This window comes from Rhodococcus sp. NPDC058639 (assembly GCF_042717545.1).
GTDB lineage: Bacteria > Actinomycetota > Actinomycetes > Mycobacteriales > Mycobacteriaceae > Rhodococcus.
The window spans coordinates 168,613-192,134 of sequence record NZ_JBHXRF010000002.1; the positions used below are offsets into that span (position 1 = coordinate 168,613).

Annotated in this window: 21 protein-coding genes; 10 read left to right on the top strand and 11 right to left on the bottom strand. The window is 66.9% G+C overall.

The features are described 5' to 3' along the window. The first annotated feature begins 40 nt into the window (after nt 1-40). The 5 genes from ACFWU2_RS03775 to ACFWU2_RS03795 all read left to right on the top strand — a co-directional run bounded on the left by ACFWU2_RS03775 (nt 41) and on the right by ACFWU2_RS03795 (nt 6,418). Nucleotides 41-1,096 (top strand): lipocalin-like domain-containing protein, encoded by a 1,056-nt coding sequence (locus ACFWU2_RS03775; RefSeq protein WP_378600996.1) that lies wholly within the window; start codon nt 41-43, stop codon nt 1,094-1,096. Next, nucleotides 1,093-2,430, top strand: a complete 1,338-nt coding sequence (gene hmgA, locus ACFWU2_RS03780; protein ID WP_378600999.1) for a homogentisate 1,2-dioxygenase — start codon at nt 1,093-1,095, stop codon at nt 2,428-2,430. Before ACFWU2_RS03775 ends, hmgA begins: the two co-directional genes overlap by 4 nt. 9 nt (nt 2,431-2,439) lie before the next feature. Next, nucleotides 2,440-3,921, top strand: a complete 1,482-nt coding sequence (locus ACFWU2_RS03785; protein WP_378601007.1) for an aldehyde dehydrogenase family protein — start codon at nt 2,440-2,442, stop codon at nt 3,919-3,921. A 20-nt stretch (nt 3,922-3,941) separates the two neighbouring features. Continuing rightward, a complete protein-coding gene (locus ACFWU2_RS03790) occupies nt 3,942-5,192 on the top strand; it encodes a CaiB/BaiF CoA transferase family protein (protein ID WP_378601010.1) in 1,251 nt (416 codons plus the stop codon). Nucleotides 5,193-5,287: 95 nt separating this feature from the next. Next, a complete protein-coding gene (locus ACFWU2_RS03795; protein WP_378601012.1) occupies nt 5,288-6,418 on the top strand; it encodes a nitronate monooxygenase in 1,131 nt (376 codons plus the stop codon). 112 nt (nt 6,419-6,530) lie between these two features. Here the strand turns inward: ACFWU2_RS03795 and ACFWU2_RS03800 are convergent, their stop codons facing one another. The 11 genes from ACFWU2_RS03800 to ACFWU2_RS03850 form a co-directional block, all read right to left on the bottom strand. Beyond that, nucleotides 6,531-7,742 (bottom strand): MCE family protein, encoded by a 1,212-nt coding sequence (locus ACFWU2_RS03800; protein WP_378601015.1) that lies wholly within the window; start codon nt 7,740-7,742, stop codon nt 6,531-6,533. Continuing rightward, nucleotides 7,739-8,833, bottom strand: coding sequence for an MCE family protein (locus ACFWU2_RS03805; RefSeq protein WP_378601017.1), 1,095 nt, complete (start codon nt 8,831-8,833; stop codon nt 7,739-7,741). The genes ACFWU2_RS03800 and ACFWU2_RS03805 overlap by 4 nt, the downstream gene beginning before the upstream one ends. Beyond that, the gene (locus ACFWU2_RS03810) at nt 8,830-10,041 is read right to left on the bottom strand and encodes an MCE family protein (protein WP_378601020.1); all 1,212 of its coding nucleotides are present in this window, start codon (nt 10,039-10,041) and stop codon (nt 8,830-8,832) included. The genes ACFWU2_RS03805 and ACFWU2_RS03810 overlap by 4 nt, the downstream gene beginning before the upstream one ends. Further along, nucleotides 10,038-11,057 carry an MCE family protein gene (locus tag ACFWU2_RS03815; RefSeq protein ID WP_378601023.1) on the bottom strand — a complete coding sequence of 340 codons (1,020 nt, stop codon included), beginning with the start codon at nt 11,055-11,057 and terminating at the stop codon, nt 10,038-10,040. Before ACFWU2_RS03815 ends, ACFWU2_RS03810 begins: the two co-directional genes overlap by 4 nt. Next, the gene (locus ACFWU2_RS03820; RefSeq protein WP_378601026.1) at nt 11,054-12,070 is read right to left on the bottom strand and encodes an MCE family protein; all 1,017 of its coding nucleotides are present in this window, start codon (nt 12,068-12,070) and stop codon (nt 11,054-11,056) included. Before ACFWU2_RS03820 ends, ACFWU2_RS03815 begins: the two co-directional genes overlap by 4 nt. Further along, nucleotides 12,067-13,227, bottom strand: a complete 1,161-nt coding sequence (locus ACFWU2_RS03825) for an MCE family protein (RefSeq protein WP_378601029.1) — start codon at nt 13,225-13,227, stop codon at nt 12,067-12,069. Before ACFWU2_RS03825 ends, ACFWU2_RS03820 begins: the two co-directional genes overlap by 4 nt. A gap of 68 nt (nt 13,228-13,295) precedes the next feature. Beyond that, nucleotides 13,296-14,150, bottom strand: a complete 855-nt coding sequence (locus ACFWU2_RS03830) for an MlaE family ABC transporter permease (protein ID WP_378602285.1) — start codon at nt 14,148-14,150, stop codon at nt 13,296-13,298. Between the two features lie 2 nt (nt 14,151-14,152). Next, the gene (locus ACFWU2_RS03835; protein ID WP_378601032.1) at nt 14,153-14,917 is read right to left on the bottom strand and encodes an MlaE family ABC transporter permease; all 765 of its coding nucleotides are present in this window, start codon (nt 14,915-14,917) and stop codon (nt 14,153-14,155) included. Between the two features lie 44 nt (nt 14,918-14,961). Then, on the bottom strand, nt 14,962-16,599 hold the full coding sequence (locus ACFWU2_RS03840; RefSeq protein WP_378601035.1) for a long-chain-fatty-acid--CoA ligase: 1,638 nt from the start codon (nt 16,597-16,599) through the stop codon (nt 14,962-14,964). A gap of 19 nt (nt 16,600-16,618) precedes the next feature. Beyond that, a complete protein-coding gene (locus ACFWU2_RS03845) occupies nt 16,619-17,734 on the bottom strand; it encodes an acyl-CoA dehydrogenase family protein (RefSeq protein ID WP_378601038.1) in 1,116 nt (371 codons plus the stop codon). Nucleotides 17,735-17,750: 16 nt separating this feature from the next. Further along, nucleotides 17,751-18,935, bottom strand: coding sequence for an acyl-CoA dehydrogenase family protein (locus ACFWU2_RS03850; RefSeq protein ID WP_378601041.1), 1,185 nt, complete (start codon nt 18,933-18,935; stop codon nt 17,751-17,753). A 110-nt stretch (nt 18,936-19,045) separates the two neighbouring features. Here ACFWU2_RS03850 and ACFWU2_RS03855 point away from each other — a divergent pair, with 110 nt between their 5' ends. The 5 genes from ACFWU2_RS03855 (at nt 19,046) to ACFWU2_RS03875 (ending at nt 23,520) form a co-directional block, all read left to right on the top strand. Beyond that, nucleotides 19,046-19,231, top strand: coding sequence for a ferredoxin (locus ACFWU2_RS03855; protein WP_378601044.1), 186 nt, complete (start codon nt 19,046-19,048; stop codon nt 19,229-19,231). A gap of 130 nt (nt 19,232-19,361) precedes the next feature. Then, a complete protein-coding gene (locus ACFWU2_RS03860) occupies nt 19,362-20,267 on the top strand; it encodes a 3-oxoacyl-ACP reductase (protein ID WP_378601047.1) in 906 nt (301 codons plus the stop codon). Nucleotides 20,268-20,698: 431 nt separating this feature from the next. Further along, nucleotides 20,699-21,463, top strand: coding sequence for an ABC transporter permease (locus ACFWU2_RS03865; RefSeq protein WP_169621365.1), 765 nt, complete (start codon nt 20,699-20,701; stop codon nt 21,461-21,463). Nucleotides 21,464-21,482: 19 nt separating this feature from the next. After that, nucleotides 21,483-22,331 carry an MlaE family ABC transporter permease gene (locus tag ACFWU2_RS03870; RefSeq protein ID WP_378601098.1) on the top strand — a complete coding sequence of 283 codons (849 nt, stop codon included), beginning with the start codon at nt 21,483-21,485 and terminating at the stop codon, nt 22,329-22,331. 10 nt (nt 22,332-22,341) lie between these two features. After that, nucleotides 22,342-23,520, top strand: a complete 1,179-nt coding sequence (locus ACFWU2_RS03875) for an MCE family protein (protein WP_378601101.1) — start codon at nt 22,342-22,344, stop codon at nt 23,518-23,520. Nucleotides 23,521-23,522: the final 2 nt, after the last annotated feature.

The window sequence follows — 23,522 nt, forward strand, 5'->3', positions numbered from 1 at the left end:
ACAAGTACGCCGCCGACACTCGAACTCTTGGAGACAACCCATGCCCGCTCTACAGATCGTCGAAGCCTGGAACGGACCGGGACGCCGCGACGGTGAGATCACCGTCGTCGGACCGAAAGACAATGCCGCTCATCCTTCCAGCGAGAAGCACGCCTTCGAACACTGGTATTTCGACGCGCATCTCGACGACGGCCGGATCGTCGTCGCGATGGTGCAGACGCGGGAACTGGTGCACCGCAGACCCGGAGTGGAGATCCACGTCTACTCGCCCGACGGACAGCGCAGGGAGGAGATCCGGCAGTACCGTGACTCGGACCTCACGGTGTCGGAGGAACACTGCGACGTGCGGGTCGCCCACAACACGGCACGTCTCGTCGGAGAGGACGACGGCAAGCCGATCTACCGTGTCGCCGTCTCCGAAGGCGGCCTCGGATTCGATCTGACGTTCACCGCCCTGATTCCGCCGTGGATGCCGGGAAGGGGCCGGACGAGCTACAACGACCGCGAGTTCTTCGCCTGGGTCGTGGGGGCGCCTCGCGCCTCTGTTGCCGGCACCGTCACGGTCGACGGCGTCACCACCGAGGTCACCGGTCGCGGCTACCACGACCACAACTGGGGTGTCGGTGACATGAAGCACGTCATCGACAAGTGGTACTGGGGCCGGTTGTACACCGACGACTTCTCCCTGGTGTACGCGATGGTGCACACCCAGAAGAAATACGGAGCGCATTGGTCACAGCCGGTGATGATCGCCCGGGACGACCGGATCGTGCTCAGTAACGGCGAGGTCGAGATGACCGAGGGTCCCGCGGTCTTCGACCCGGTCGCCGATCGCACCTATCCGTCGTGGCTGCAGATCCGTGTTCCGGGCTCACTCGATCTGAAGCTCACCGTCCGCGACATCGTGCACGCCCACAATCTTCTCGAAGACGTACCGCTCGCCTCGAGCGCGCTGGTGAAGCCGATCGTCAATCGACTCATCGGCCGCCCGGGGTACTTCCGATTCCGGTCGGATTTCACGATGACGGTCACGGTCGACGGCGAGGAGTACGTCCGTACGGGGACCACACTGCACGAGATGGTCGCGCTCACGTGAGTGGAGGCAGTGACGGTCGCGTGGAGGTCGATGATCCGCTCGGTCTTTCCTATCTGCGGGGATTCGGCAACGAGCATCACAGTGAGGCCGTCGAGGGGGCGCTGCCGTGGGGGCAGAATTCCCCCCAACGCGCGCCGTACGGTTTGTACGCCGAGCAGCACTCGGCGACCGCGTTCACCGAACCGCGCGAACACAACCGCAGAACATGGACATACCGAATCATGCCGTCTGCCGCGCACGGCCCGTTCGAGCGCGTCGACAATCGTGGCTGGGTGTCGGCGCCGGCAGCCGGGGGTGTGCTCACCCCCAACCGGATTCGGTGGGATCCGCTGCCTCCACCGGCACCCGGGACGGATTTCGTGGAGGGGATCACGACCTACGCCGTCAACGGCGACGTCCACGCCCGCACCGGCATAGCCGTACACCTCTATTCGATCTCGTCGTCGATGACCGACCGGTACTTCGTCGACTCCGACGGGGAACTGCTGTTCGTCCCGCAGGACGGTGAACTGCTGCTCTGCACTGAGTTCGGTCGCCTCGCGGTCGGCCCCGGTGAGATCGCGGTGATCGGTCGTGGCGTGCGGTTCCGCGTCGAGCTGCTGGGGGAACGGGCGTCGGGATACGTCTGTGAGAATTACGGGTCTGCCTATGCGCTGCCCGAACTCGGCCCCATCGGAGCGAACGGTCTCGCACACGCACGCGACTTCCTCTATCCCACCGCCTGGTACGAGGATCGGAACGGACCTGTCGAACTCGTGAACAAGTTCGGTGGGCAGCTCTGGGCGACCGAGCTGGATCATTCCCCACTCGACGTGGTCGCCTGGCACGGCACGCACGGTGCCTACAAGTACGACCTCGGCATGTTCAATGCGATGACCACCGCGGGCTGGGACCATCCCGACCCGTCGATCTTCACCGTGCTCACTTCCCCGACGCCGATACCCGGTCAGGCGAACGTCGATTTCTGTGTCTTCCCCGACCGGTGGGTGGTCGCGGAGCGTACCTTCCGGCCACCGCATTTCCACCGCAACGTCATGACCGAGTTCATGGGACTCGTACGCGGGCGCCACGATTCGAAGGCCGAGGGGTTCGTACCCGGTGGTGCGTCCCTCCACAACCAGTGGGGCGCGCACGGGCCCGATGCGGAGACGTTCGACCTTGCCACCGCGGCCGACCTGGCCCCGGTCAAGCTCGAGAACACCCTCTCGTTCATGTTCGAGACGCGATCGGCGCTCACCGTGACCGACGCCGCGTACCGCTGTGCGCACCGTCAGACGGACTACGACGCGTCGTGGTCCGGGCTCATCCGTCGCTTCACCCCGCCTTCTTCCTGAGGAGTCCCGATGACCGACCTCTCCATCCCTGCCCCCGCCCCCGTGACAATCCCCGACTCCGGCCTGCGTATCGGAGGGCGGACCGTCCCGGCGCAGTCCGGTGCACATTTCTCGTCGATCAATCCGGCGACCGAGGAAGTCGTCGCAGAAGTGGCAGCGGGCGGCGCCGCAGACATCGACGCCGCCGTCGACGCGGCCCGCGACACCTTCGAGTCCGGAGTGTGGTCACGTATGCCCGGCGCCGAGCGTGGGCGAATCCTCACGCGCGTGGCGGACCTCCTCGAACAGCACGCGCCCGAGTTGTCCGCGCTCGAGACAGCGGAGATGGGAAAGCTCTACGCCGACACCGTTGCCGGTGACATTCCCGCCGCCGCGGCGTCGTTCCGTCATTACGCCGGCTGGGCCGACAAGATCGCCGGCGAGGCGATGATCCTCCCGGATGTCGGCCCCCAGCACCGATTCGGATTCACGCTCCGTCAGCCCCTCGGCGTGGTCGGTGCGATCACGCCGTGGAACAACCCGACCGTGGTTGCGGCCTGGAAGATCGCACCCGCGCTCGCAGCCGGATGCTCCGTGGTGGTCAAACCCGCAGAGGACGCATCGCTGGCGACCCTCAGGCTGGCCGACCTGCTCGCCGAAGCCGGTGTGCCCGATGGTGCATTCAACGTCGTGCCCGGTCTGGGCCCCGAGGCCGGTGCTGCGCTCGCCGCGCACACCGGCATCGACAAGATCACGTTCACGGGGAGCCCCGCGGTCGGAAAGACCATCACGTCTCTCGCGGGTGAGAAGTTCCGGAAGGTCACCCTCGAGCTGGGCGGGAAGGCCCCGCAGTTGATCTTCCCGGACGCGGACCTCGAAGCGTCGCTGCCGTGGATCGCGATGGGCAACTTCTACCACCAGGGCCAGGTGTGCGCGGCGGGTACGAGGGTGATCGTGCACGAGTCGATCGCCGACCAGGTGGTGGAGGGACTCGTCGAGTTCGCCCGCAGCGCGGTCGTCGGCGACCCCTTCGACCCGGCCAGCACCCAGGGGACGATCGTCAACCGCAAGCAACTCGATCGCATCCTCGGCTACATCGAGAAGGGACGCAGTGAGGGCGCCCAGCTCGTCACCGGAGGATCCCGCATCGGCGACCGCGGTTTCTTCGTCGAACCCACCGTCTTCCGCGGCACGAACGACCTCACCATCGCGCAGGACGAGATCTTCGGCCCGGTCGCCACGGTCATCACGTTCAAGACCACCGACGAGGCGGTCCGGCTCGCGAACACCACCAAGTACGGCCTCAACGCCTTCATCTTCAGCCAGAACCTCTCCACGGTGCACAGCGTCATCCCGCAGTTGCGGGTCGGAACGGTGTGGGTCAACGGCTGGGGAGTGCCCGACCCGGCGTTACCCTGGGGCGGACGCGACGCCAGCGGTATCGGGCGCGAACTGGGCCGCAGTGGTCTCGAAGCGTTCACCGAGGAGAAGACGGTTCACCTCGGCTACTGACCGAAGGAACAGGCAACACAGTGAATTCCGGTAACGCAGGTACGCAGAGTGATTCGGCGCAGACGACGGCAGGCGCCGGTGCGCTCGCGGACATCAGGGTGCTCGAGCTGGGCACCCTGATTGCGGGCCCGTTCGCCGGACGGCTGCTCGGCGACATGGGTGCCGACGTCATCAAGATCGAGGATCCCGCTCGTCCCGACCCGCTGCGTACGTGGGGACAGGGCGAGCGGGACGGGCACCGATTCTTCTGGACCGTGCACGCCCGCAACAAGCGCTGCATCACTCTCGATCTGCGCGCTCCCGACGGGCAGGAACTGTTCCGGCGACTGGTCGCCGAATCGGATGTCATCGTCGAGAACTTCCGGCCGGGCACCCTCGAGAAGTGGGGGCTCGGGTACGACGTGCTGTCCGAGATCAACCCCGGTCTCGTGCTCGCCCGCGTGTCCGGCTACGGGCAGACCGGCCCGAAGGCCGGGCACGCGGGTTACGCGTCGGTCGCCGAGGCCGAGAGCGGTTTGCGGCACCTCAACGGCTATCCCGGGCAGGCCCCGCCGCGTCTCGCGCTGTCCCTCGGCGACACCCTCGGCGGCATGTTCGCCGTGCAGGGGGTGCTCGCCGCGCTGCTCAGCCGCGAACGCACGGGACGCGGACAGATCGTGGACGTCGCATTGACGGAAGCGTGCTTCGCGGTCCAGGAATCCGTGGTGCCCGACTACGACGCCGCCGGCGTGGTGCGGGGCCCGTCCGGCACCCGCCTCGAGGGGATCGCCCCGTCGAATCTCTACCGGACGTCCGACGACATGTGGATCGTCATCGCCGCCAACCAGGACACCGTCTTCCGGAGGCTGTGCGCTGCGATGGACTCCCCGGAACTCGCAGACGACCCGCGTTTCGCCGACCACCTTTCCCGCGGCACCAACCAGGACGAACTCGACGCGCTCATCGGGCGATGGGCGGCGACCTGGACGCTCGACGACCTACTCGCGCACCTGTCTGTGGCGGGCGTCGTCGCCGGTCCCGTCAATACCGTCGCGGAAGTGGTGCGCGATCCGCAGTTCCAGGCCCGCGGAATGCTCGTGCCGCACCACGACGAGCGCACGGGCCGGGACGTGCTCGGGCCGGGTGTCGTGCCGGTTCTCGCCGGCACACCCGGATCGGTTCGCATGGCGGGCGCACCGGTTGCCGGGTACGACAATGCGGCCGTCTACGGCGACATCCTCGGACTCGGTGAGGCCGAGCAGGATGCGCTCCGCGAGCGCGGCATCATCTGAGTTCGGGCGAGACGCCGCTGGGCATGTTCAATCCGCCGCGCGCACTCTAAAGTGGAACCTGTTCCAGTCTTCCGCTGTCTCCTGAGGAGTGCCGAATGCACACGCCCCTTTGCGACGAACTCGGCATCGAGTTCCCCATCTTCGCCTTCACCCACTGCCGTGACGTTGTCGTCGCTGTGTCCAAGGCGGGCGGGTTCGGTGTCCTCGGCGCCGTCGGGTTCACCCCCGAGCAGCTGGAAGTAGAGCTGAACTGGATCGATGAGCACATCGGCGACCGTCCGTACGGCGTGGACATCGTGATTCCGAACAAGTACGAGGGCATGGACACCGACCTCTCGGCCGAAGAACTCACCAAGATGCTGCAGTCGATGGTGCCGCAGGAAACCCTCGATTTCGGGCGCAAGATTCTCACCGACCACGGTGTGCCGCTGCCCGAAGGAGACGATAACGCGTTGCAGCTTCTCGGCTGGACGGAGGCAACGGCCACCCCGCAGGTCGACGTTGCGCTCCAGCATCCGAAGGTCACGCTCATCGCCAACGCACTCGGGACGCCGCCCGCGGACATGATCGCGCACATCCACGAATCCGGGCGCAAGGTCGCGGCCCTGTGCGGATCCCCCTACCAGGCGCGCAAGCACGCCGACGCCGGAGTCGACATCATCATCGCCCAGGGCGGAGAAGGTGGCGGACACTGCGGCGAGGTCGGCTCGATCGTGTTGTGGCCCCAGGTGGTCAAAGAGGTTGCGCCGGTGCCCGTCCTGGCAGCGGGCGGTATCGGCAGCGGCCAGCAGATCGCCGCCGCCCTGGCGCTGGGCACGCAGGGCACCTGGTCCGGCTCCCAGTGGCTGATGGTCGAAGAAGCGGAGAACACCGCCGTGCAGCAGGCGGCCTACGTCAACGCCACCAGTCGCGACACCGTGCGCAGCCGCTCGTTCACGGGCAAGCCCTGCCGGATGCTCCGCAACGACTGGACCGAGGCGTGGGAGCGGGACGACACCCCGGAGCCTTTGGGAATGCCTCTGCAGTACATGGTCTCGGGCATGGCCGTCGCTGCGACGCACAAGTACCCGGACGATTCCGTCGACGTCGCGTTCAACCCCGTCGGGCAGGTCGTCGGCCAGTTCTCGAAGGTGGAGAAGACCTCTGCGGTCATCGAGCGGTGGGTGCAGGAGTACCTCGACGCGACCGGCACGCTCGAGCGTCTGAACGAGGCCGCGAGCGCCTGACCCGGATGATCGCGTGGCCGCTGCGCTCCGGCGCGGCGGCCACCGTTCGTTCGTCGACCGCACGCGGTCGTGTTCTGCCCACGCTCCCGCGCAGGGTGCCGCTCCCGGCTACTCAGCCTGTCGGGGTCAGCAGACCTTCCAGACCGGTGGCCGGGTATCCACCGTCGCGACACAATTGCACGGTCGGTGCCCGTCGTCCCGGGTACTCGATGCACGGCATGTTCCGTGCGCCGCGCACCGCGACCGGCGAATCGGCCGGCAGCGTGCAGTACAGATCCGGTGGGGTTGCCGGAACGTCGAGTTCGGTGGGCGACCGGCGTTGCTCCGGTGGCAGGAAACCGCTGATACACGGCGGCGGATCGTTATACGAATTGACGAAATACGTGTTCTGCGACGGGTTGTCGACGTTGGGAAGTCCAGCGGATTGCGTCGACGCCATGATCGAGGGGAAGAGCACGAGTATCTGCTCGAGCGACGGTCGATACACCGCCGCGACCTGCTCGACCGTGATGAGGTTTGCCAGGAGCAGGGGCAGGGTGGGTTCGGCGTCCTCGAACAATGCCTGCACCTGCGCGGCGGCCGGCGCGCCGACCCCGAGCAGGGTTCGGATATCGGTGTCGGAGTCTCGGAGTTGCCCGGTCGTGCCGGCCAGTGACGATGCCCAACGGGTGATGGCGTCCGAGGATGCCACCTGTGTCTCGAGCAGCGGCCCGACCTGATCCAGCAGCGTCGCCGTGCTGTCGATGCTCGAAGCGGCCTCACCGCTCACTGCCGCCGCCGACTCGATGAGCGTCCGCAACGCGTCGTCCGAATCGGCAACAGCGGAGTGGGTTTCGTCGAGCAGCACGGAGAGGCGGTCGGTCCCGACCGACTGCAAGGTGCGATCGAGTTGATCGAGTGCCCGTCCGACGGGCTCGGGCACCGACACACGGCCGGACCCGACGACGTCACCGTCGCCCAGGTACGGCGCGTCGGCGCCGGCAGGCAGGAATTCGACGTACTGCTCACCGATGGCCGACATGCTCCGGACCTGCACCGCGGCGTCCGCGGGTACGGGTACGCCCGAATCGAGGGACAGCACTGCTTCCGCACCGCCGACCGTCATCGTCACAGCGGTCACGCGCCCGATCTCGACTCCCCGGTAGGTCACGTTGGCCGACGGGTACAGACCCGCTCCGTCGGTGAGTTCCAGCCGGATGTCGTAGCGGCCGATGCCGACCAGGCGAGGCACCTCCACGACCCAGAGGGCGACAACGAGGACGGCAGCGAGTCCGATCGCGAAGAACGCGAGCAGCCGGGTTCGCAACGCCGCGGTAGGGCTCATCGTGGGCCCTCCCCGGTCGGGGGAACGAGCAGCGACACCAGGTCGGGGAGGGGAGCGGCAGAGCCTGTGAGCGCACCTTCGAAAGGGGTGCCGAGCAGCAACGCGTTTTCGAGCGTGGGCAGGGTGAGATCGAGAATGACGGTGCCGTTCGCGTAGTCGCCCCGAACCGCGTTGCGGTACGTGTCGATCGGGAACGGGAAGGTCAGCAGGTATCGCAGCGATTCGGTCAGCGAGTCGCCGGATGCGGCCAGCGACGACAGGATCGGCTCGAGATCTCGCAGATTCGCCACCACGTCGTCGCCGCTCGCCTCGACGACCTCGGTGGCGACCCGCCCGAACTGCCCGAGGGAATCAGCGGCACGAGTCAGTTCCGCGCGCTGGGCCGCCAGCACTTCGAGCGCAGGTGCGAGTTGATCTGCGGCCGCGGCGATCCGGTCGTTGTGCACGGCAACCTCCGCGGCAAGTGCGTCGATGGATTCCATCGCGCTCACGATCCCGTTTCGCTGGGCATCGAGTCCGCTCAGTACGGCATCGAGCCGGATGAGCACTGCACGCGTCGATTCCTGCCGTCCGTCCAACGCGCGGTTGAGCTCGAGAGAGATTTCCTGAGCCTGGGCGAGCCCGCCGCCGCTGAGGACCAGGGACAGCGACGAGAGAGTCTGTTCGGTTGTGGGAAAAGCGCCCGAACGTTCCAGGGGTATGACGTCGCCGTCCGCGAGACGGCCGCGTGCAGGTTCGCCTACCGGCGGCGACAGTTCGACGTGTGCGGAGCCGAGCAGGCTCGTCTGACCGATTGCGGCGCTCGCGTTGGCGGGCAGCACGGTGGAGCCGTCCAGCATCACCGTCACCTCGGCGTGTCCATTGCTCAACCGAAGCCCGGAAACGCGGCCGACCGTCACATCACCCACGCGTACGCGCGAATTTCGTTCCAGCGTCGTGACATCCGGCATCTCGAGTGTGACCTCGAAGGCGTCGGCCCCGTGCCCGCGCGTGCCGGGCAGGTCGAGCGAGTTGAGCCCCTGCCAGTCGCATCCGGTCACCACGAGAACACAGGCGAGCATGCCTGCCGCTACCGCCGGGCGCGTAGTCACGGCGACCCCGGCGAGAGGAGTTCGGTCAGGTCGGTGGGCGACGGGGCGCCCGGCGCGAGATCCGGCTCGGTGTAGACGAGTTGGTCGGGCAGCGCGCCGACACCGCGGGTGGGATTGATGCGGACCGGTGGATACTCCATCGCGAGCAGCGGCAGGATCGGGCCCAGGTACTGCACGCACAGTTCGGAACCGGTGTGGGCGTCCACCTGTTCCGCGGCGGCCAGCGCCGAGCAGATGAACTGGGCGGGGTTCGCAAAGTTGGTCAGCGCGAGCGCCGACACGACGGTGTTGTGGGCGGGCTGATAGATGTTCTGCAGGTTCGACAATGCGGTCGGCGCGACGTGGAGCACCTGGGCGATGCCGTCACGCTGTGCCGCAAGCGTCTCGGCGAGCACAGCGGTGCGGTCCACCGTCGTGTCGATCTCCTCCCGATTGGTGCGGACGAACCGTTCCACATCCACGAGCACGGTGTCGAGTCCGGCCAGCGCAGCGCCCATCTCGTCGCGGTTCGCGTCCAGGACGCCCGTCACCGCAGCGAGCCGATCGTGGAAGGACACGATCTGGTCGCCACTCGCCGACAGCGCGTCGACGAACACGTGCAGGTTGCCCAGCGTGCCGAAGAGGTCGCGACGTCCGTCCGAGACGGTGCGCATCGCGGCCGACAGTTCCTGCAGAGAATCGCGGATCGCGGGGCCGTGGCCCTCGGCATTGTCGGCGGCGACGTCGAGAACCTCACCGAGTGGCCCCTGCGGATCGTCACCGGTCGGACCGAGTTCGGTGGTCAGGCGAGCCAGTTGCGCGGTGATCTCGTCCCATTCGACGGGTACCGCTGTGCGGTCGAGCGTGATGCTCGCGCCGGGAGCGAGTTCGGGTCCGCCGGTGTAGGGCGGAGTGATCTGGAGGAATCGGGCCGAGACCAGTGTCGGCGCCATGAGGGCGGCCTCTGCGGCGGCCGGGATGCGATGGGCGGCGTCGACGGTGAATGTCACCAGTACCCGGTCGCCGCGCGGTTCGATGCCGGTGATCCGTCCGACCTCGACCCCCATGATGCGCACATCGTCACCGACGTACAGGCCACGCGCGGTCGTGAACTCGGCCGAGTACTCGTCGGTCGCGCGCCAGGGCACCACGGTGAACGACACGACGGCGATCACCGCCAGGACGAGCAGCGGCACCACCCACGTCAGGAGCCCTGTGTTCCGCTTCACGGAGTACCTCCCGGAACGGCGATACCGGCATCGTCGAGCGCCTGCGTGAGGGCCGGTTCGATGATCTGCATCGGCAGCAGATTCTGGATGTAGGAGTTGAAGAACGGGCCCGACGCAACGGCCTCGCCGAGTTCGGTCGCGTACGGACCGAGCCTTTCGATGGCGAGTGCGATGTTGTCGCGGTTGCGTTCGAGGACGGCAAGAACCGCGTTGACCTTGGTCAGCGTGGGCGTCAGCTGGGCCTCGTTGTCTGCGACCAGGTTCGAGATCTCCACGGACAACGCGTCGACGTTGGCGAACAGGGTGTCGAGTGCTGCGCGACGGCGGTCGAGTTCGCCGAGTACGAGGTCGGCGTCGACGATGAGCGAATCGATCGCGTCGCTGCGCTCGGCGAGCACCGCGGTGACCTGCTCCGCGTGCGTGAGCAGTTCGCGCAGCGAGGCGTCGCGGCCGGCCACCGTCTCGGACAGGCGCATCACCCCGTCCACGGCGGCACCGACGTCGTCGGGTGTCTCGCGCAGGGTGTCGGACAGCACGCGCATCGAGGTACGGAGCTGGTCGGCGTCGAGTTCGGCTGCGGTATCGGCGAGATCACCGAGGGCGTCCGTCAGCTGGTACGGGGCGGTGGTCCGGTCGAGGTTGATCGTGCTGCCCGGTTCGAGTCTCCCCGGTCCTGCCGGACGCACCCGCAGGTGCCGTGCACCCAGTGCGGTGGCGGTCGCGATGTCGACGGTCGTGTCGGTGCCGAGCGTGACTCGCTGGTCGACGGTGAACGTGACGGCGACGGCGTCGTGGTCGATGACGATGTCGAGCACACGCCCGGCGTCCTTGCCCGACACCTGCACGGCGTCGCCGGTGTTCATACCGCCGGCGTCGACGAAACGCGCGCGATAGGTGGACCCGGAGTCGAACAGCGGCAGTGACCGGATGTTCAGAGCGCACAGCACGAGAACGATCAGCACCACCGTGCCGATCACACCCACGCGGGTGGGATTCATGTCGCGGAACTGTTTCATGCCGGGGCGCACCTGCCCGTCGTCTGACCGAACAGGGGCGAGGTGACGGTGTTTCCGGAGGGGTCGCTGACCTTGATGAGCATTCCGCACAGGTAGTAGTTGAAGAACCCACCGTAGGCGCCGAGCCTGGTGAGTGCGGCGTACGCATCGGGCAGACGTGTCGCCAGGCTGTCGATGGTATCGCTGCGGGACTCCAGTTGTGCCGCCACGAGTTCCGTTTCGCGGAGCGTCCCGGCAAGCGGGGAGCGCGTCCGGCCGAGAAGGTCCGCGACAGATCCACTCGCGGCATCGAGACGGGTGACCGACTCGCCCAGCATCACCGAATCCTGCGCAAGTCCCGACAGCAGTTCCTGCGCACGCACGAGTGCGGTGTCGAACGTGTCGCGGTGCGCAGCGAGAGTGGCCAGCACCGCGTTCAGGTCCGTGATCACCTGTCCGACCAGGAGGTCACGGTCAGCGATGGCCGACGTGAGGGAGGCCGCATGTGCCAGCACCGACTCCACCGTTCCGCCCTGACCCTGCAGTACGGAGATCAGGTCTGCGGACAGCCGGTTGACCTGGTCCGGTTCGAGCGCCCGGAACAGCGGTGTGAAACTGCCGACGAGCACGTCCAGGTCCAGGGCCGGGTGGGTCCGTTCGGGGCCGATCGTCTCGTCGGCACTCATCGGGACGAGTTCTCCCGGACCGTCGGACAATTCGAGATAACGGTCGCCGACGAGGTTGAGGTAGCGGACTGTCGCGACGGTCGCCCGGGTAGGCGTGTAGACGGAGTCGACCTCGAAGACGACGTCGATGCGGTTTTCGTCGGCGAACTCGACCTTCTCCACCCGCCCCACTTCCACGCCGGACACCCGGACGAACTGCCCTGGCTCGAGTCCGGACACATCGTCGAACACAGCGTGGTACCGGGTGTAGTCACCGAAGCGCACCTGCCCGAAGACGACGAACAACCCGGCGAGGATCAGCGTCATGACGAGGGCGTAGATGCCGGCCGCGATCGCGGTTCGCGTCATCCGACTCCTCCGCCCAGCAGTTCGAACAACGATTCCGGAACGAACACCGGTGCGGTGTTACGTCTCTCGAACGGATCGGCACCGGTGCGAGCGACCAGATAAGGCGCAGGTGTTTCGTCGAGGGTGACGATAGGCAGTGCGCCGCACCGCGGACCGCCCGTCGCGGCGACCACCGGAAGGTTGCGCGGATACTCGTACGGGTCGACACCGAGCAACAGCGTCGAATTGAGCATCATCGACGATCCGTTGCCTCCGGACGCCGGTTCGGCCAGTTGCCGGGCGCGGTCGGCGCCCTGGAAGAAGCACGGCAGGACAGGGGAGTACTCCTCGAGTAGTGATGCGGTGGGGCGCAGGAGGTCGAGCACGTCGATGATCTGCGCGGTGTTCGGTTCCACGACGCGCCGCCCGGCGTCGCCCATCCCGATGGTGGCGAGCAGCAACCGGTCGAGATCGTCGGCGCGCTCGACGATCGTTGCTCCGGTCACCGTCAGGTTGCCGAGCGACTCCGTCACCTCGTCGGTGACCGGTGTGTAGATGTCTGCGGTGGCTTCGGCAGCGGTGAGGTCGCGTCGGATCACCTCCAGTCGCGGCTCGAGCCGTGCGAGCACGGCATCGGTGTCCGACAGAGCCGCGCCGAGTGTGTCGCCCCGGCCGCGCAAGGCGGCCGCCAACGCCCCGAGGGTTCGGTTGAGCTTCGCGGGGTCGACGGCCTGCAGCACCCCGGACAGCGACTCGAACACGGTCTGCGTCTCCACCGTCACGCTCGAAGCCTGCAACACCGCACCGTCGGACAGCCCGGAAGTGCCGGCCGATCCGGTGCCGGTGAGCGAGACGTACTTGGCACCGAACACTGTCGTCGCGAGGATCTCTGCCTCCGCGGTGGACGGGATGCGCGCCGCGTCGGCGGGGTCGAGGCGAACGACGACCTCGGCTCCGGCAGGAGTGTGCCGGACCTCGGTCACGGTGCCGACCTGCACACCGTGTGCCTTGACCATCGCGCCGCGCTCGAGCATCAGCCCCGCCCGTCCGGTTTCGACCGTGACGGTCACCCCCGAAGCGAACGCTCCCCGGAAGGCGAGGCCGACGACGACCAGTACCACCGCGGCGACGACGACGAAGCCCGCTGTGGCCAGTCTGTGCAACCCGGTGCTCCGCATCCTGTGCAACCCGGTGCTCCGCATCCTGTGCAACCCGGTGCTCCGCATCCGTCCTGCCCGCACCGCCCTCACCCGGCCAGATGCAGCTGGCGGGCGCTGCCGTAGAGGACCAGCGAAATGAGTAGGGTGATCGTCACGACGGCGATGAGGGACATCCGCACCGCCCGGCCGGTCGCGACACCAACACCGGAGGGGCCACCGCTTGCGGTGAATCCGTAGTAGCTGTGCACGGTCATGACGACAAGTGCCATCGCGACCGCCTGGAAGAACGACCACGCCACGTCGGCCGGGCGCAGGAACGTGGAGAAATAATGGTCGTACACCCCCGGGGACTGACCGAGAACGACCACGGTGGCAATACGACTCGACAGGAACGCGGCGAGCACGGACAGCGCGTAGAGCGGAATCACCGCGATCAGGCCGGCCAGGATGCGGGTACCGACCAGGTACGGCACCGAGCGGATGGCCATGACTTCGAGGGCGTCGATCTCTTCGCTGATGCGCATCGCGCCGAGTTGTGCGGTGGTGCCCGCGCCGATGGTCGCGGCCAGGCCCACTCCCGCGGTCACGGGCGCGACGACCCGCACGTTGACGTAGGCGGACAGGAAACCGGTCAGCGCTTCGACCCCGATATTGCCGAGAGACGTGAATCCCTGCACCGCGACCGTCGCACCGGCGAACAAGGTGAGGAACCCCATGATCGCGACGCTTCCACCGATCATCGCGAGAATGCCGGTCCCGAGCCCGATCTCGGAGACCACGCGCAGTGTTTCGCGTGGATAGTGGCGGGCGGCCCGCCCTGTCGAGGCGAGTGCACCGATCGAGAAGACCACCTGACGGCCGACGGTGTCGACCGCGCGGTCGAGTCCGTGACCGGCCCGGCGCGCAGTGTGAGCGACCCGCCCGCCGGTGGGCCGTGGCACGCTCACCGACCCATCACCGCGATTCCGATCGACGTGAGCAGCATGTTCGCGAGGAACAGTGCGACGAACGCGAACACCACGGTCTCGTTGACAGCCTCGCCGACACTTTTCGGTCCGCCGGTGACGGACAGGCCGCGGTGACACGCGATGAGACCTGCGAGCAGCCCGAACACTGCCGCCTTGAGTTCCGACAGCAGGAGTTCTCCCGGCCCCACGAGCAAGGTGACGCCCGCGGCGTAGGCGCCCGGGTCGATGTTCTGGAAGGTCACCGAGAACAAGAATCCGCCGGTGAGCCCGATCGCGCACACCGCCCCGTTGAGCGTCACGGCGACTGCCGTCGATGCGAGCGCACGCGGCAGCACCAGGCGCGCCGCGGGATCGATGCCGAGGACTTCGAGGGCAGCGATCTCCTCACGGATGGTGCGCGATCCGAGATCCGCTGCGATGGCGGTGGCTCCTGCTCCGGCCACGACGAGAACCGTCACCAGGGGACCGATCTGGGTGATAGCGCCGAGTCCGGCACCCGCGCCGCTGAGATCACCCGCGCCGATCTCCAGCAGCAGTGAATTGAGGGTGAAGACCACCAGGACGGTGAACGGGATGGACATGAGGACCGTCGGGACGAGGGACACGCGCGCGATGAACCAGAACTGCGAGAGGAATTCACGCCACTGGAACGGTCCCCGGAACGCACCCACGAATGCGTCGAGCGACAACGCGTAGAAACTCCCGAGGGCGCGCGCTGCGGTACCGGGCACCGATCCCATCGATCCTCGCTTCTCCCACGGTCTTCCTGGTGTTCGGCTAGACGTTATCGGTGTCCCGACGTCGTTGTGAGAGGTTCGAGGAGGTGTGTCGTTCCCGGTGACAATCGCACGAATTCGGCATCGCCGCGTTCGCGGACCCAGATCGGATCGGCGCAGTGCCATCGTTCCGCGGCGAGCGATCGGGTGAGGATTTTGAACGTCGCGGTCCGGGGAAACTCGCGGCAGACGCGCACGAGCGTGGGCACCTGTTTGGGGCCGAGATCGGTCTGCTCGGCGAGAAAGAGGGCGAATTTCCTCGCATCGAATTCCTCGGCGACAGTGGGTATCACGGCAGCCATCACGCGATCACCCACGTGCCGGTCGGGAACCCCGTACACGGACACCTGGGCGAAACCCGGGTACCGCATCAAGACTCGCTCGATGGGTGCGGCCCCGAGGTTCTCGCCGTCGACACGGAGCCAACCGGAACTGCGGCCGGCGAAATAGACGAACCCGTCCGCGTCCCGGTAACCGAGGTCTCCGCTGTGGTATTTCCCGTCGCGGAGACGTTCGGCGTCGGCTTCGGGATTGTTGTAGTAGCCGCTGAACATTCCGGCCCCACGAGTGTTGACCAACTCGCCGGTGGCGGCGTCGGCGTTGACGATCCGGCCGTCGCTGTCGAATTCGGCCGGAGGGCACGGCCTCCCGGTTTCCGGATGGAGGATGTCGATGCCGTCGGGGAGCGTTCCGAGTGCCCCGGGCGGCGCACCGGGGGTGGCGGCGATGGACACGCCGCCCTCGGTGGAGCCGAAGCCGTCCACGACCCGGGCGCCGAATCGACGGGTGAACTCCGCGACCGCAGGCGCCGTGCCTTCGTTGCCGTACATGATGCGCAGACGATTGTCGACGTCGTCGGCACGCTCCGGTGTCGCGACAATGTACGACAAGGGTTTGCCGACGTAGTTCGCGTAGGTGACGCCGAACTTCCGGAGATCTGTGACGAACCCGGAGGCCGAGAACCGGCGTCGCAGCGCCACACCGCTCTCGGCTGCCAGCGCCACGCCCCAGCCGGCCATGATCGCGTTGGAGTGGAACATCGGCATCGACAGGTAGACCACGTCATCCGGTCCGAGGCCGAACCGCTCCGCCAGCATGAGCCCCGGGCCGGTCACCTTCCCGTGGGTGCAGCGCACCGCTTTCGGATCTCCACTCGTTCCCGACGTGAAGATGAGCATGAACAAGTCGTCGGGCTTCGTCTGCGCGACCACCGGGGCCGAGCCTGCGAACGGAGCGAGCATCGTCGGCCACTCGGCGGAGTCGACGTCGATCACCCGCACCCCGGGAAGATCGAGACCGTCGAGCAGTGGCAGGTGAGCGGATTCGGTGAAGACCACCCGGCAGTCGGTGAGCGCGATGTCGCGGGCGAGTGCCTCGCCTCGGCGGGTGGTGTTCAGGCCCGCGACCACCGATCCGGACAGTGCGGCGGCACCGAGCAGCAGGGAGAACTCGGGCACGTTGTCCATCAGCACCCCGATGTGCGGGGGAGCGTTCTCGTCGAGCAGGTCGCGGAGCAACGCCGCACGGTCGTGCGAGGCGCGGACGTGTTCCCGCCACGAGATTCGGGTGTCCTCGAATGCCATGCCGCGGTCGTCGATGTCGGACAGGCGTGTGAGCAGCGAGGTCACAGTGGGATCGGCGGTCATGGCAGTCCTCGTCGTCCGGTCAGGCGGGCGTGTCGGCGAGTAGCCGGCCGAGCGCACGCAGTTGCGAGGTGGCCGATCCGAGCAGGAATTCGTGCTGTTTGGCGGCGAGGAAGTATCGGTGGACGGGATGGTCCTCGTCGAGGCCGACGCCGCCGTGCACGTGGACCGCCGTATGCGCCACGCGGTGTCCCGCATCCGCCGCCCAGAATGCAGCACTGCGGAGTTCCTCGGCGTGCGGTTCGCCGGAGGCCATCCGGTAGGCGGCCTGCCACAAGGTCAGGCGTACCGCCTTGGTGTCGATGTAGGCGTCCGCGAGTCGCTGCGCGACAGCCTGGAAGCTGCCGATCGGCCTGTCGAACTGGACGCGTTCGCGGGCGTACTGCGCGGTGAGCTCGAGTGCGCGGTCGAGCACTCCGCACTGGTATGCGGCCGACCCGAGCAGTGTCCGATCCCGCAGCCGGGCAGCCACTGCTGCGCCGTCCGTGCCGAGCACCCGCCCGGCGTCGAGCTGTACCCCGTCCAGCGTGAGGATGCCTCTGCTGCCGCGATCGGTCGTTGCCTGGCGGGTGACCCCGACACCCGGGTCCTCGGACCGCACCAGGAAGACCGCGACGGAGTCCTCCAGCGACGCCGGGACCAGGAATCCATCGGCGACCGGCGCTGCGTCGACGACCGTCTTGGTGCCGTCCAGCACGTACCCGTCGTCCACGGCGTGCGCTCGGGTGGTGGGGACCACCGGATCGTCGTCGAGTTCTTCGGACAGTGCGGCGGTGAGGATCGTCCCACCGGCGGCAGCCGACCTGCCCCACTCCGACAACTGTTGCGGCGTACCGAATTCGCCGATGACGGAGGCACACACCGCGATCGACGTCAGATACGGGACGGCGGCAACCCCGCGGCCGAGTTCGAGCAGGATGCTTGCCTGCTCGAGCGGCCCGTATCCATCGCCGCCCACCGACTCGGGCAACGCCGCGCCGAGGATTCCCGACGAGGCGAGGAGGTCCCACAAGGTCCGGTCGATCCGGTCGTCGAGCGAGTCGAGCACGCGCAGATGGTCGTTGGTGACGATATCGGTGACGATGCTGCGGGTCAGGCTCGACAGGTCCTGTTGAGCCTCGGTGAGGGTGAAGTCCACGGTGGAGGATCCTTCGTTAGCGCTTGGCGGGAGGCTGGCCGAGGGCGGCCATCGCGATGATGTCGCGCTGGACCTCGTTGGTGCCTCCGCCGAAGGTGAGAATGAGGGAACTGCGGTGCATCCGTTCGATCCGTCCGCGCAGCAGCGCGCCCGGAGAGTTCTGGCGGATCGTCGCCGCGGGCCCCAGAATCTCCATGAGCACACGGTAGGCCTCGGTGGCGAATTCGGTTCCGAACACCTTGTTCGCCGACGCGGGCCCGGGCCCGAGCGGTGTCTTGCCGGAACTCGACGCGATGTCCCAGTTCATCAGCGCGAGGTATTCCGCACGGGCGTGCACCCGCGCCAGACCGACCTGCACCCATTCCTGGTCCGCGACGCGGCGTCCGTCGGGCAGCCTCGTCTGCTGGGCCCAGCGGCGCACCTCGCGGAGCGCGGTGAGCACCGGTCCGGCGGACGTGAGAGCGACACGCTCGTGGTTGAGCTGATTGGTGATCAGGGACCATCCGGCGTTCTCCTCGCCCACCAGAGCGGACGCGGGGACACGGACGTTCTCGAAATAGGTGGCGCTCGTGTCCGGACCCGCCATGGTGTGGACCGGGGTATACGAGAACCCCTCCGCGTCGGTCGGCACGATGAGAACGCTGATGCCTTTGTGCTTCTTCGCATCCGGGTCGGTCCGCACCGCAAGCCACACGTAGTCGGCGTACGCGATCAGGCTCGTCCACATCTTCTGACCGTTGATCACCCACTCGTCGCCGTCGCGCACGGCCGTGGTGCGCAACGACGCGAGATCCGTGCCGGCTTCGGGCTCGGAGTAACCGATGGAGAAGTGCAGTTCGCCCGCGGAGATGCGCGGAAGGAAATACTCCTTCTGCTCCGCGGTGCCGTAGTGCATGATCGTCGGCGCCACCGAGTCGATGGTGAGGAACGGGACCGGTGCGCCTGCGATCGCGGCTTCGTCGGTGAAGATCAGCTGGTCCATCGCGGAGCGGTTCTGGCCGCCGTACTCCTCGGGCCAGCCCAGCGTGAGCCAGCCGTCCTTGCCCATCTGCTGCACGATCTCGCGGTACACGTTGCCGGCCCCGTATTCGCCGGTCGTCGCGGCGAGAGCCTCGCGCCGTTCCGGGGTCATGAGGTGGGTGAAATAGTGTCGCAATTCCTCACGGAGCGCTTGTTGCTCGGAGGTATAGCTGATGTCCACGAACGCTCCACTTCGCCGCTGCGGGATTAGCGCGAATCATTGCACAGAAATGGAACGCGTTCTAGCCTGAGGCGGTCGGGTCGGTACGAAAGTGAAACGGGGTTCGGGTCATGGATGTCAAGGTCGACTTCGACCGCTGCGAGGCGAACGGCGTGTGTGTCGGGGTGGCACCCGAGGTGTTCGATCTCAACGACGACGACGAGTTGCTCGTCAAGCTTCCGGTTCCCGAAGGCAGTGAGGCGGATGTACGTGAGGCAATTGCGCAGTGCCCCAGGGCCGCACTGTCCGAAGGGTGAGGTAGGACCCCGTCGCGTCTTGTCATAAATAGGAACACGTTCTACATTCTCTGGACTGTCCCGATGTGGTGCCGGGGACGTCCACCGGGGTGTGGCCGTCCGGCCGGCCCGAATCGCAAGGAGTGCGTGGATGAGTTCTGTCGGCAGCGGTGTGTCCCTCGAAGGCAAGGTCGCCGTGGTCACCGGCGCAGGTGCGGGCCTCGGGCGGGCCGAAGCGATCGGCTTGGCTCGCGCCGGCGCGTCGGTGGTCGTCAACGATCTCGTCGCGAACGACTCCGTGGAAGACACCCTCGCTCAGATCCGCGCCGTCGGACCGGGTGCGGCGTTCGTGCCGGGAAGTGTCGCCGAACGCGCGACCGCCGATGCGATGGTTCAGGCCGCCGAGAAGGAGTTCGGCGGTGTGGACATCGTGGTCAACAATGCGGGTATCACGCGTGACCGGATGCTGCCGAACATGTCCGACGATGAATGGGACTCCGTCGTCGCGGTTCACCTGCGTGGCCACTTCCTGTTGTGCCGCAACGCTGCCGCGTACTGGCGGGGTAAGTCCAAGGAGGCAGGCGGACCTGTCTACGGGCGCATCGTGAACACGTCGTCGGAGGCGGGCCTGCTCGGACCGGAGGGGCAGGCGAACTACGGTGCCGCGAAAGCCGGCATCACAGCACTGACGGTGTCGGCCGCGCGGGGACTGGCCCGCTACGGTGTGCGAGCAAACGCGATCTGCCCCCGTGCCCGCACCGCGATGACCGAATCGGTCTTCGGCGCCCCGCCCGAGGGTGAGGTCGATCCACTCTCGCCCGACCATGTGGCGAATCTGGTTGCCTACCTGGCCTCGCCCGCCGCAGATCACATCAGCGGGCAGGTCTTCATCGTGTACGGGCCGATGGTCGCGCTCATGGCCGCGCCGGTCGTGGAGCAACGGTTCGACGCGGACGTGCAGTGGACACCGGACGCCCTCGCGGCCGAACTGGGGGGTTACTTCGCGGACCGCGATCCGGCCGCGACGTTCTCGGCCTCCGACGCGCTCAAACTGTGAACGCCTTCCGACTCGCCCGAGTCGGAACTCTCTGCAACCCTGCGTGACACGTATCCTGGGCGTCGGGTACGTATCACGCCGACGGGTGCAGTCCCGCGTCGGCAGTGCGCCGCGCTTCGGCAGCAAGGGATACCTGTTCTAGTTTTATCTCCGTTCAATTTCAGTCTTCAACTGTTTTGAATCGTCTTCCGGGGTTGGGGCGAGTGGGAGAGCAGTGCCGAACCAACGGAAAAACGGCTGATCAATGCGCCTTATGTCCGAATTAGTGAGAGTGGGGACGCGGAGAGAGTGCGGCCGCGAAAAAAACGGATGAATTGTCTACAGGATGTTTCTTTGACACGTGAACACGTTCTAGTTACTATGACGCGGGTCACAGCAGATTTCTGCGCACGGTCGGACTTCGGTCGGGCCGGCGAACGAAAGGGGAGACGGTGGTAGATCTCCTCGAGGTTCCACTGCGCGCCGTCGGCGGCCTCTTCGCAATGACCGGCGACACCGCGAGGGCGGTGTTCACGAGGCCCTTCCAGCGACGTGAATTCGTCGACCAGGCGTGGTTCGTCGCGCGGGTGTCTCTCGTGCCGACCGTTCTCGTCGCCATTCCCTTCACCGTCCTGGTGAGCTTCACCCTGAACATCCTGCTCCGCGAGATCGGTGCGGCAGACCTCAGCGGTGCCGGGGCGGCGCTCGGAGCCGTCACGCAGGTCGGGCCGATGGTCACGGTGCTGATCGTGGCCGGTGCCGGAGCCACCGCGATCTGTGCAGATCTCGCAGCCCGCACCATCCGCGAGGAGATCGATGCGATGCGGGTGCTCGGCATCAACCCGATCCATCGTCTCGTCGTCCCGCGCGTGCTCGCGTCCACCGTCGTCGCGCTGCTGCTCAACGGGCTCGTCTGCACGATCGGCATCCTCGGTGGCTTCGTGTTCTCCGTCTTCCTTCAGGACGTGAACCCCGGAGCGTTCATCAACGGCATCACGCTTCTCACCGGCTTCGGCGAACTCATGATCTCCCAGGTCAAGGCAGGATTGTTCGGCATGATCGCAGGCCTCGTCGCCTCCTATCTCGGACTCAACGTCAAAGGCGGCCCCAAGAGCGTCGGGGACGCCGTCAATCAGACGGTCGTCTTCGCGTTCATGGCTCTGTTCGTCGTCAACCTCCTCGTCACCGCGGTCGGCATCAAGCTGACGGCCGGATGAGAAACGCGGAGGACACACAATGGCAGTGATCTCCGGGCGATTCCCGAAGGCCGTGCGGCGGTTCTCGCGCGCCTCGACGTCGATCGACGGCTTGGGTGAGCAGGCCCTGTTCTACGGCAAGGCGCTCGCGACGATCCCTCGCGCGCTCCGGCAGTACCCGAAGGAAACCCTCCGGCTCGTCGCCGAAATCAGCATGGGGACAGGTGCCCTCGCCGTGATCGGCGGCACGGTCGTCATCGTCGGATTCCTCACCCTGTTCACCGGCGGCATCATCGCGGTGCAGGGGTTCAGTTCCCTCGGCAACATCGGCGTCGAAGCACTCACGGGGTTCTTCGCGGCGTTCATCAACGTCCGCATCGCGGCACCCACCATCGCCGGGATCGGCCTGGCCGCCACCATCGGTGCGGGGTCCACTGCGCAACTCGGTGCGATGCGCGTGTCCGAGGAGATCGACGCACTCGAGACCATGGCCATCCCGTCGATCCCGTACCTCGTCTCCACCCGGGTCCTGGCGGGAATGATCGCCATCGTCCCGCTGTACTCGCTCGCGGTGATCGCGTCGTTCGTCGCCAGCCGATTCGCGACCGTCGTCATCTACGGCCAGTCGGCCGGCGTCTACGACCACTACTTCACGACCTTTCTCATACCCACCGACATACTCTGGTCGTTCGTCCAAGCGATCGTGATGGCGATCGCCGTCATGCTCATCCACACCTACTACGGGTTCACCGCCGGCGGCGGACCTGTCGGTGTCGGCGTGGCCGTCGGCAACGCGGTGCGCGCGTCGCTCGTCGCGGTCGTCACCGTCACCCTGCTCATCTCTCTCGCCGTGTACGGCGCGACCGGCAACTTCAACTTGTCGGGATAGGGCGCGGCACATGGACACTCCCTCGTGGAAGAAAAAGCTCGCGGCGTTCGTGTTGGTGGGTGGGCTCGCCGTGATCGTCTTCGTGGCACTCACGATGTTTGCCGCCGGATTCACCTCCACCACGCCCGTCACCGTGACCGCGCAGCGGTCGGGCCTGGTGATGGAACCCGACGCGAAGGTCAAACTGCGCGGCGTCGAGGTCGGGAGGGTCTCGTCCATCGAGCACACCCCTGACGGTGCCGTGCTACGGCTCGCGATGCAGCCGGGACAGATGCACCTCATTCCGTCCGACACGCGCGTGTCGATCGAGTCGACCACCGTGTTCGGTGCCAAGTTCGTCAACCTCGTCGTCCCGGAGGATCCGTCACCGGTGCCGCTGCAAGAGGGTGCGGTGATCGCGGCCGACAGTGTGACGGTCGAGTTCAATACGGTCTTCGAGCATCTGTCCGAGGTGCTGACGCAGGTGCAACCCGAGAAGCTCAACGCCACCCTCGGTGCCCTCTCGGAGGCGCTCAACGGTCGCGGCGATGCGCTCGGGGCCACCCTTGCGGACGCGGACGCCTACCTGGCCGAGATGAACCCCTCGCTCCCGCAATTGCAGTACGACCTGGGAGCGGCCGCCGACGTCGCCAACCTCTATGCGGACACCGCGCCGGATCTGATGACCACGATCGGCAACGTCACCGACGTCGGTAACACGATCGTCGACGAACAGTCGCAGCTCGACCTGTTGCTCATGAATCTCACCGGTCTGGCCGATACCGGTCGTAACGTGCTGGGGGAGAACGAGAACCAAGTGGTCACCGCGCTCGACAGCCTGTCGTACACCACCGGGCTCCTCGGCGAGTACTCGCCCGGACTGACGTGCTTCATCATCGGTCTCAACGATGCTCGCATCGCCTTCGAGCCGATGGCCGGAACCGGCGAATACGCCGCGCTCACGCTGAGCGCGAGCTTCATGGGTGGTGCCACGCCGTACAACGCGGCCCAGGACCTGCCCGTCGTCGGGGCGTCCGGCGGCCCGAACTGCTGGGGCCTGCCGGACTTCGATCCGCGACGCGACGGGAACGCGAAGTTCGTGGTGACCGATACCGGGACCACGCCGTACAAACCGGCCACGGAGGCATGGGTGCGTTACCCGACGATCTTCCAGTACCTGTTCGGCGATCACCTCGCGGCAGGGCAGTGATG

What these genes read in the sequence shown, in the direction of transcription:
- ACFWU2_RS03775 (WP_378600996.1), top strand. Translation starts at nt 41, where the DNA reads ATGCCCGCTCTACAGATCGTCGAAGCCTGGAACGGACCGGGACGCCGC.
- ACFWU2_RS03785 (WP_378601007.1), top strand. Translation starts at nt 2,440, where the DNA reads ATGACCGACCTCTCCATCCCTGCCCCCGCCCCCGTGACAATCCCCGAC.
- ACFWU2_RS03795 (WP_378601012.1), top strand. Translation starts at nt 5,288, where the DNA reads ATGCACACGCCCCTTTGCGACGAACTCGGCATCGAGTTCCCCATCTTC.
- ACFWU2_RS03800 (WP_378601015.1), bottom strand. Translation starts at nt 7,742, where the DNA reads ATGAGCCCTACCGCGGCGTTGCGAACCCGGCTGCTCGCGTTCTTCGCG.
- ACFWU2_RS03815 (WP_378601023.1), bottom strand. Translation starts at nt 11,057, where the DNA reads ATGAAACAGTTCCGCGACATGAATCCCACCCGCGTGGGTGTGATCGGC.
- ACFWU2_RS03820 (WP_378601026.1), bottom strand. Translation starts at nt 12,070, where the DNA reads ATGACGCGAACCGCGATCGCGGCCGGCATCTACGCCCTCGTCATGACG.
- ACFWU2_RS03825 (WP_378601029.1), bottom strand. Translation starts at nt 13,227, where the DNA reads ATGCGGAGCACCGGGTTGCACAGACTGGCCACAGCGGGCTTCGTCGTC.
- ACFWU2_RS03835 (WP_378601032.1), bottom strand. Translation starts at nt 14,917, where the DNA reads ATGGGATCGGTGCCCGGTACCGCAGCGCGCGCCCTCGGGAGTTTCTAC.
- ACFWU2_RS03840 (WP_378601035.1), bottom strand. Translation starts at nt 16,599, where the DNA reads ATGACCGCCGATCCCACTGTGACCTCGCTGCTCACACGCCTGTCCGAC.
- ACFWU2_RS03855 (WP_378601044.1), top strand. Translation starts at nt 19,046, where the DNA reads ATGGATGTCAAGGTCGACTTCGACCGCTGCGAGGCGAACGGCGTGTGT.
- ACFWU2_RS03860 (WP_378601047.1), top strand. Translation starts at nt 19,362, where the DNA reads ATGAGTTCTGTCGGCAGCGGTGTGTCCCTCGAAGGCAAGGTCGCCGTG.
- ACFWU2_RS03870 (WP_378601098.1), top strand. Translation starts at nt 21,483, where the DNA reads ATGGCAGTGATCTCCGGGCGATTCCCGAAGGCCGTGCGGCGGTTCTCG.
- ACFWU2_RS03875 (WP_378601101.1), top strand. Translation starts at nt 22,342, where the DNA reads ATGGACACTCCCTCGTGGAAGAAAAAGCTCGCGGCGTTCGTGTTGGTG.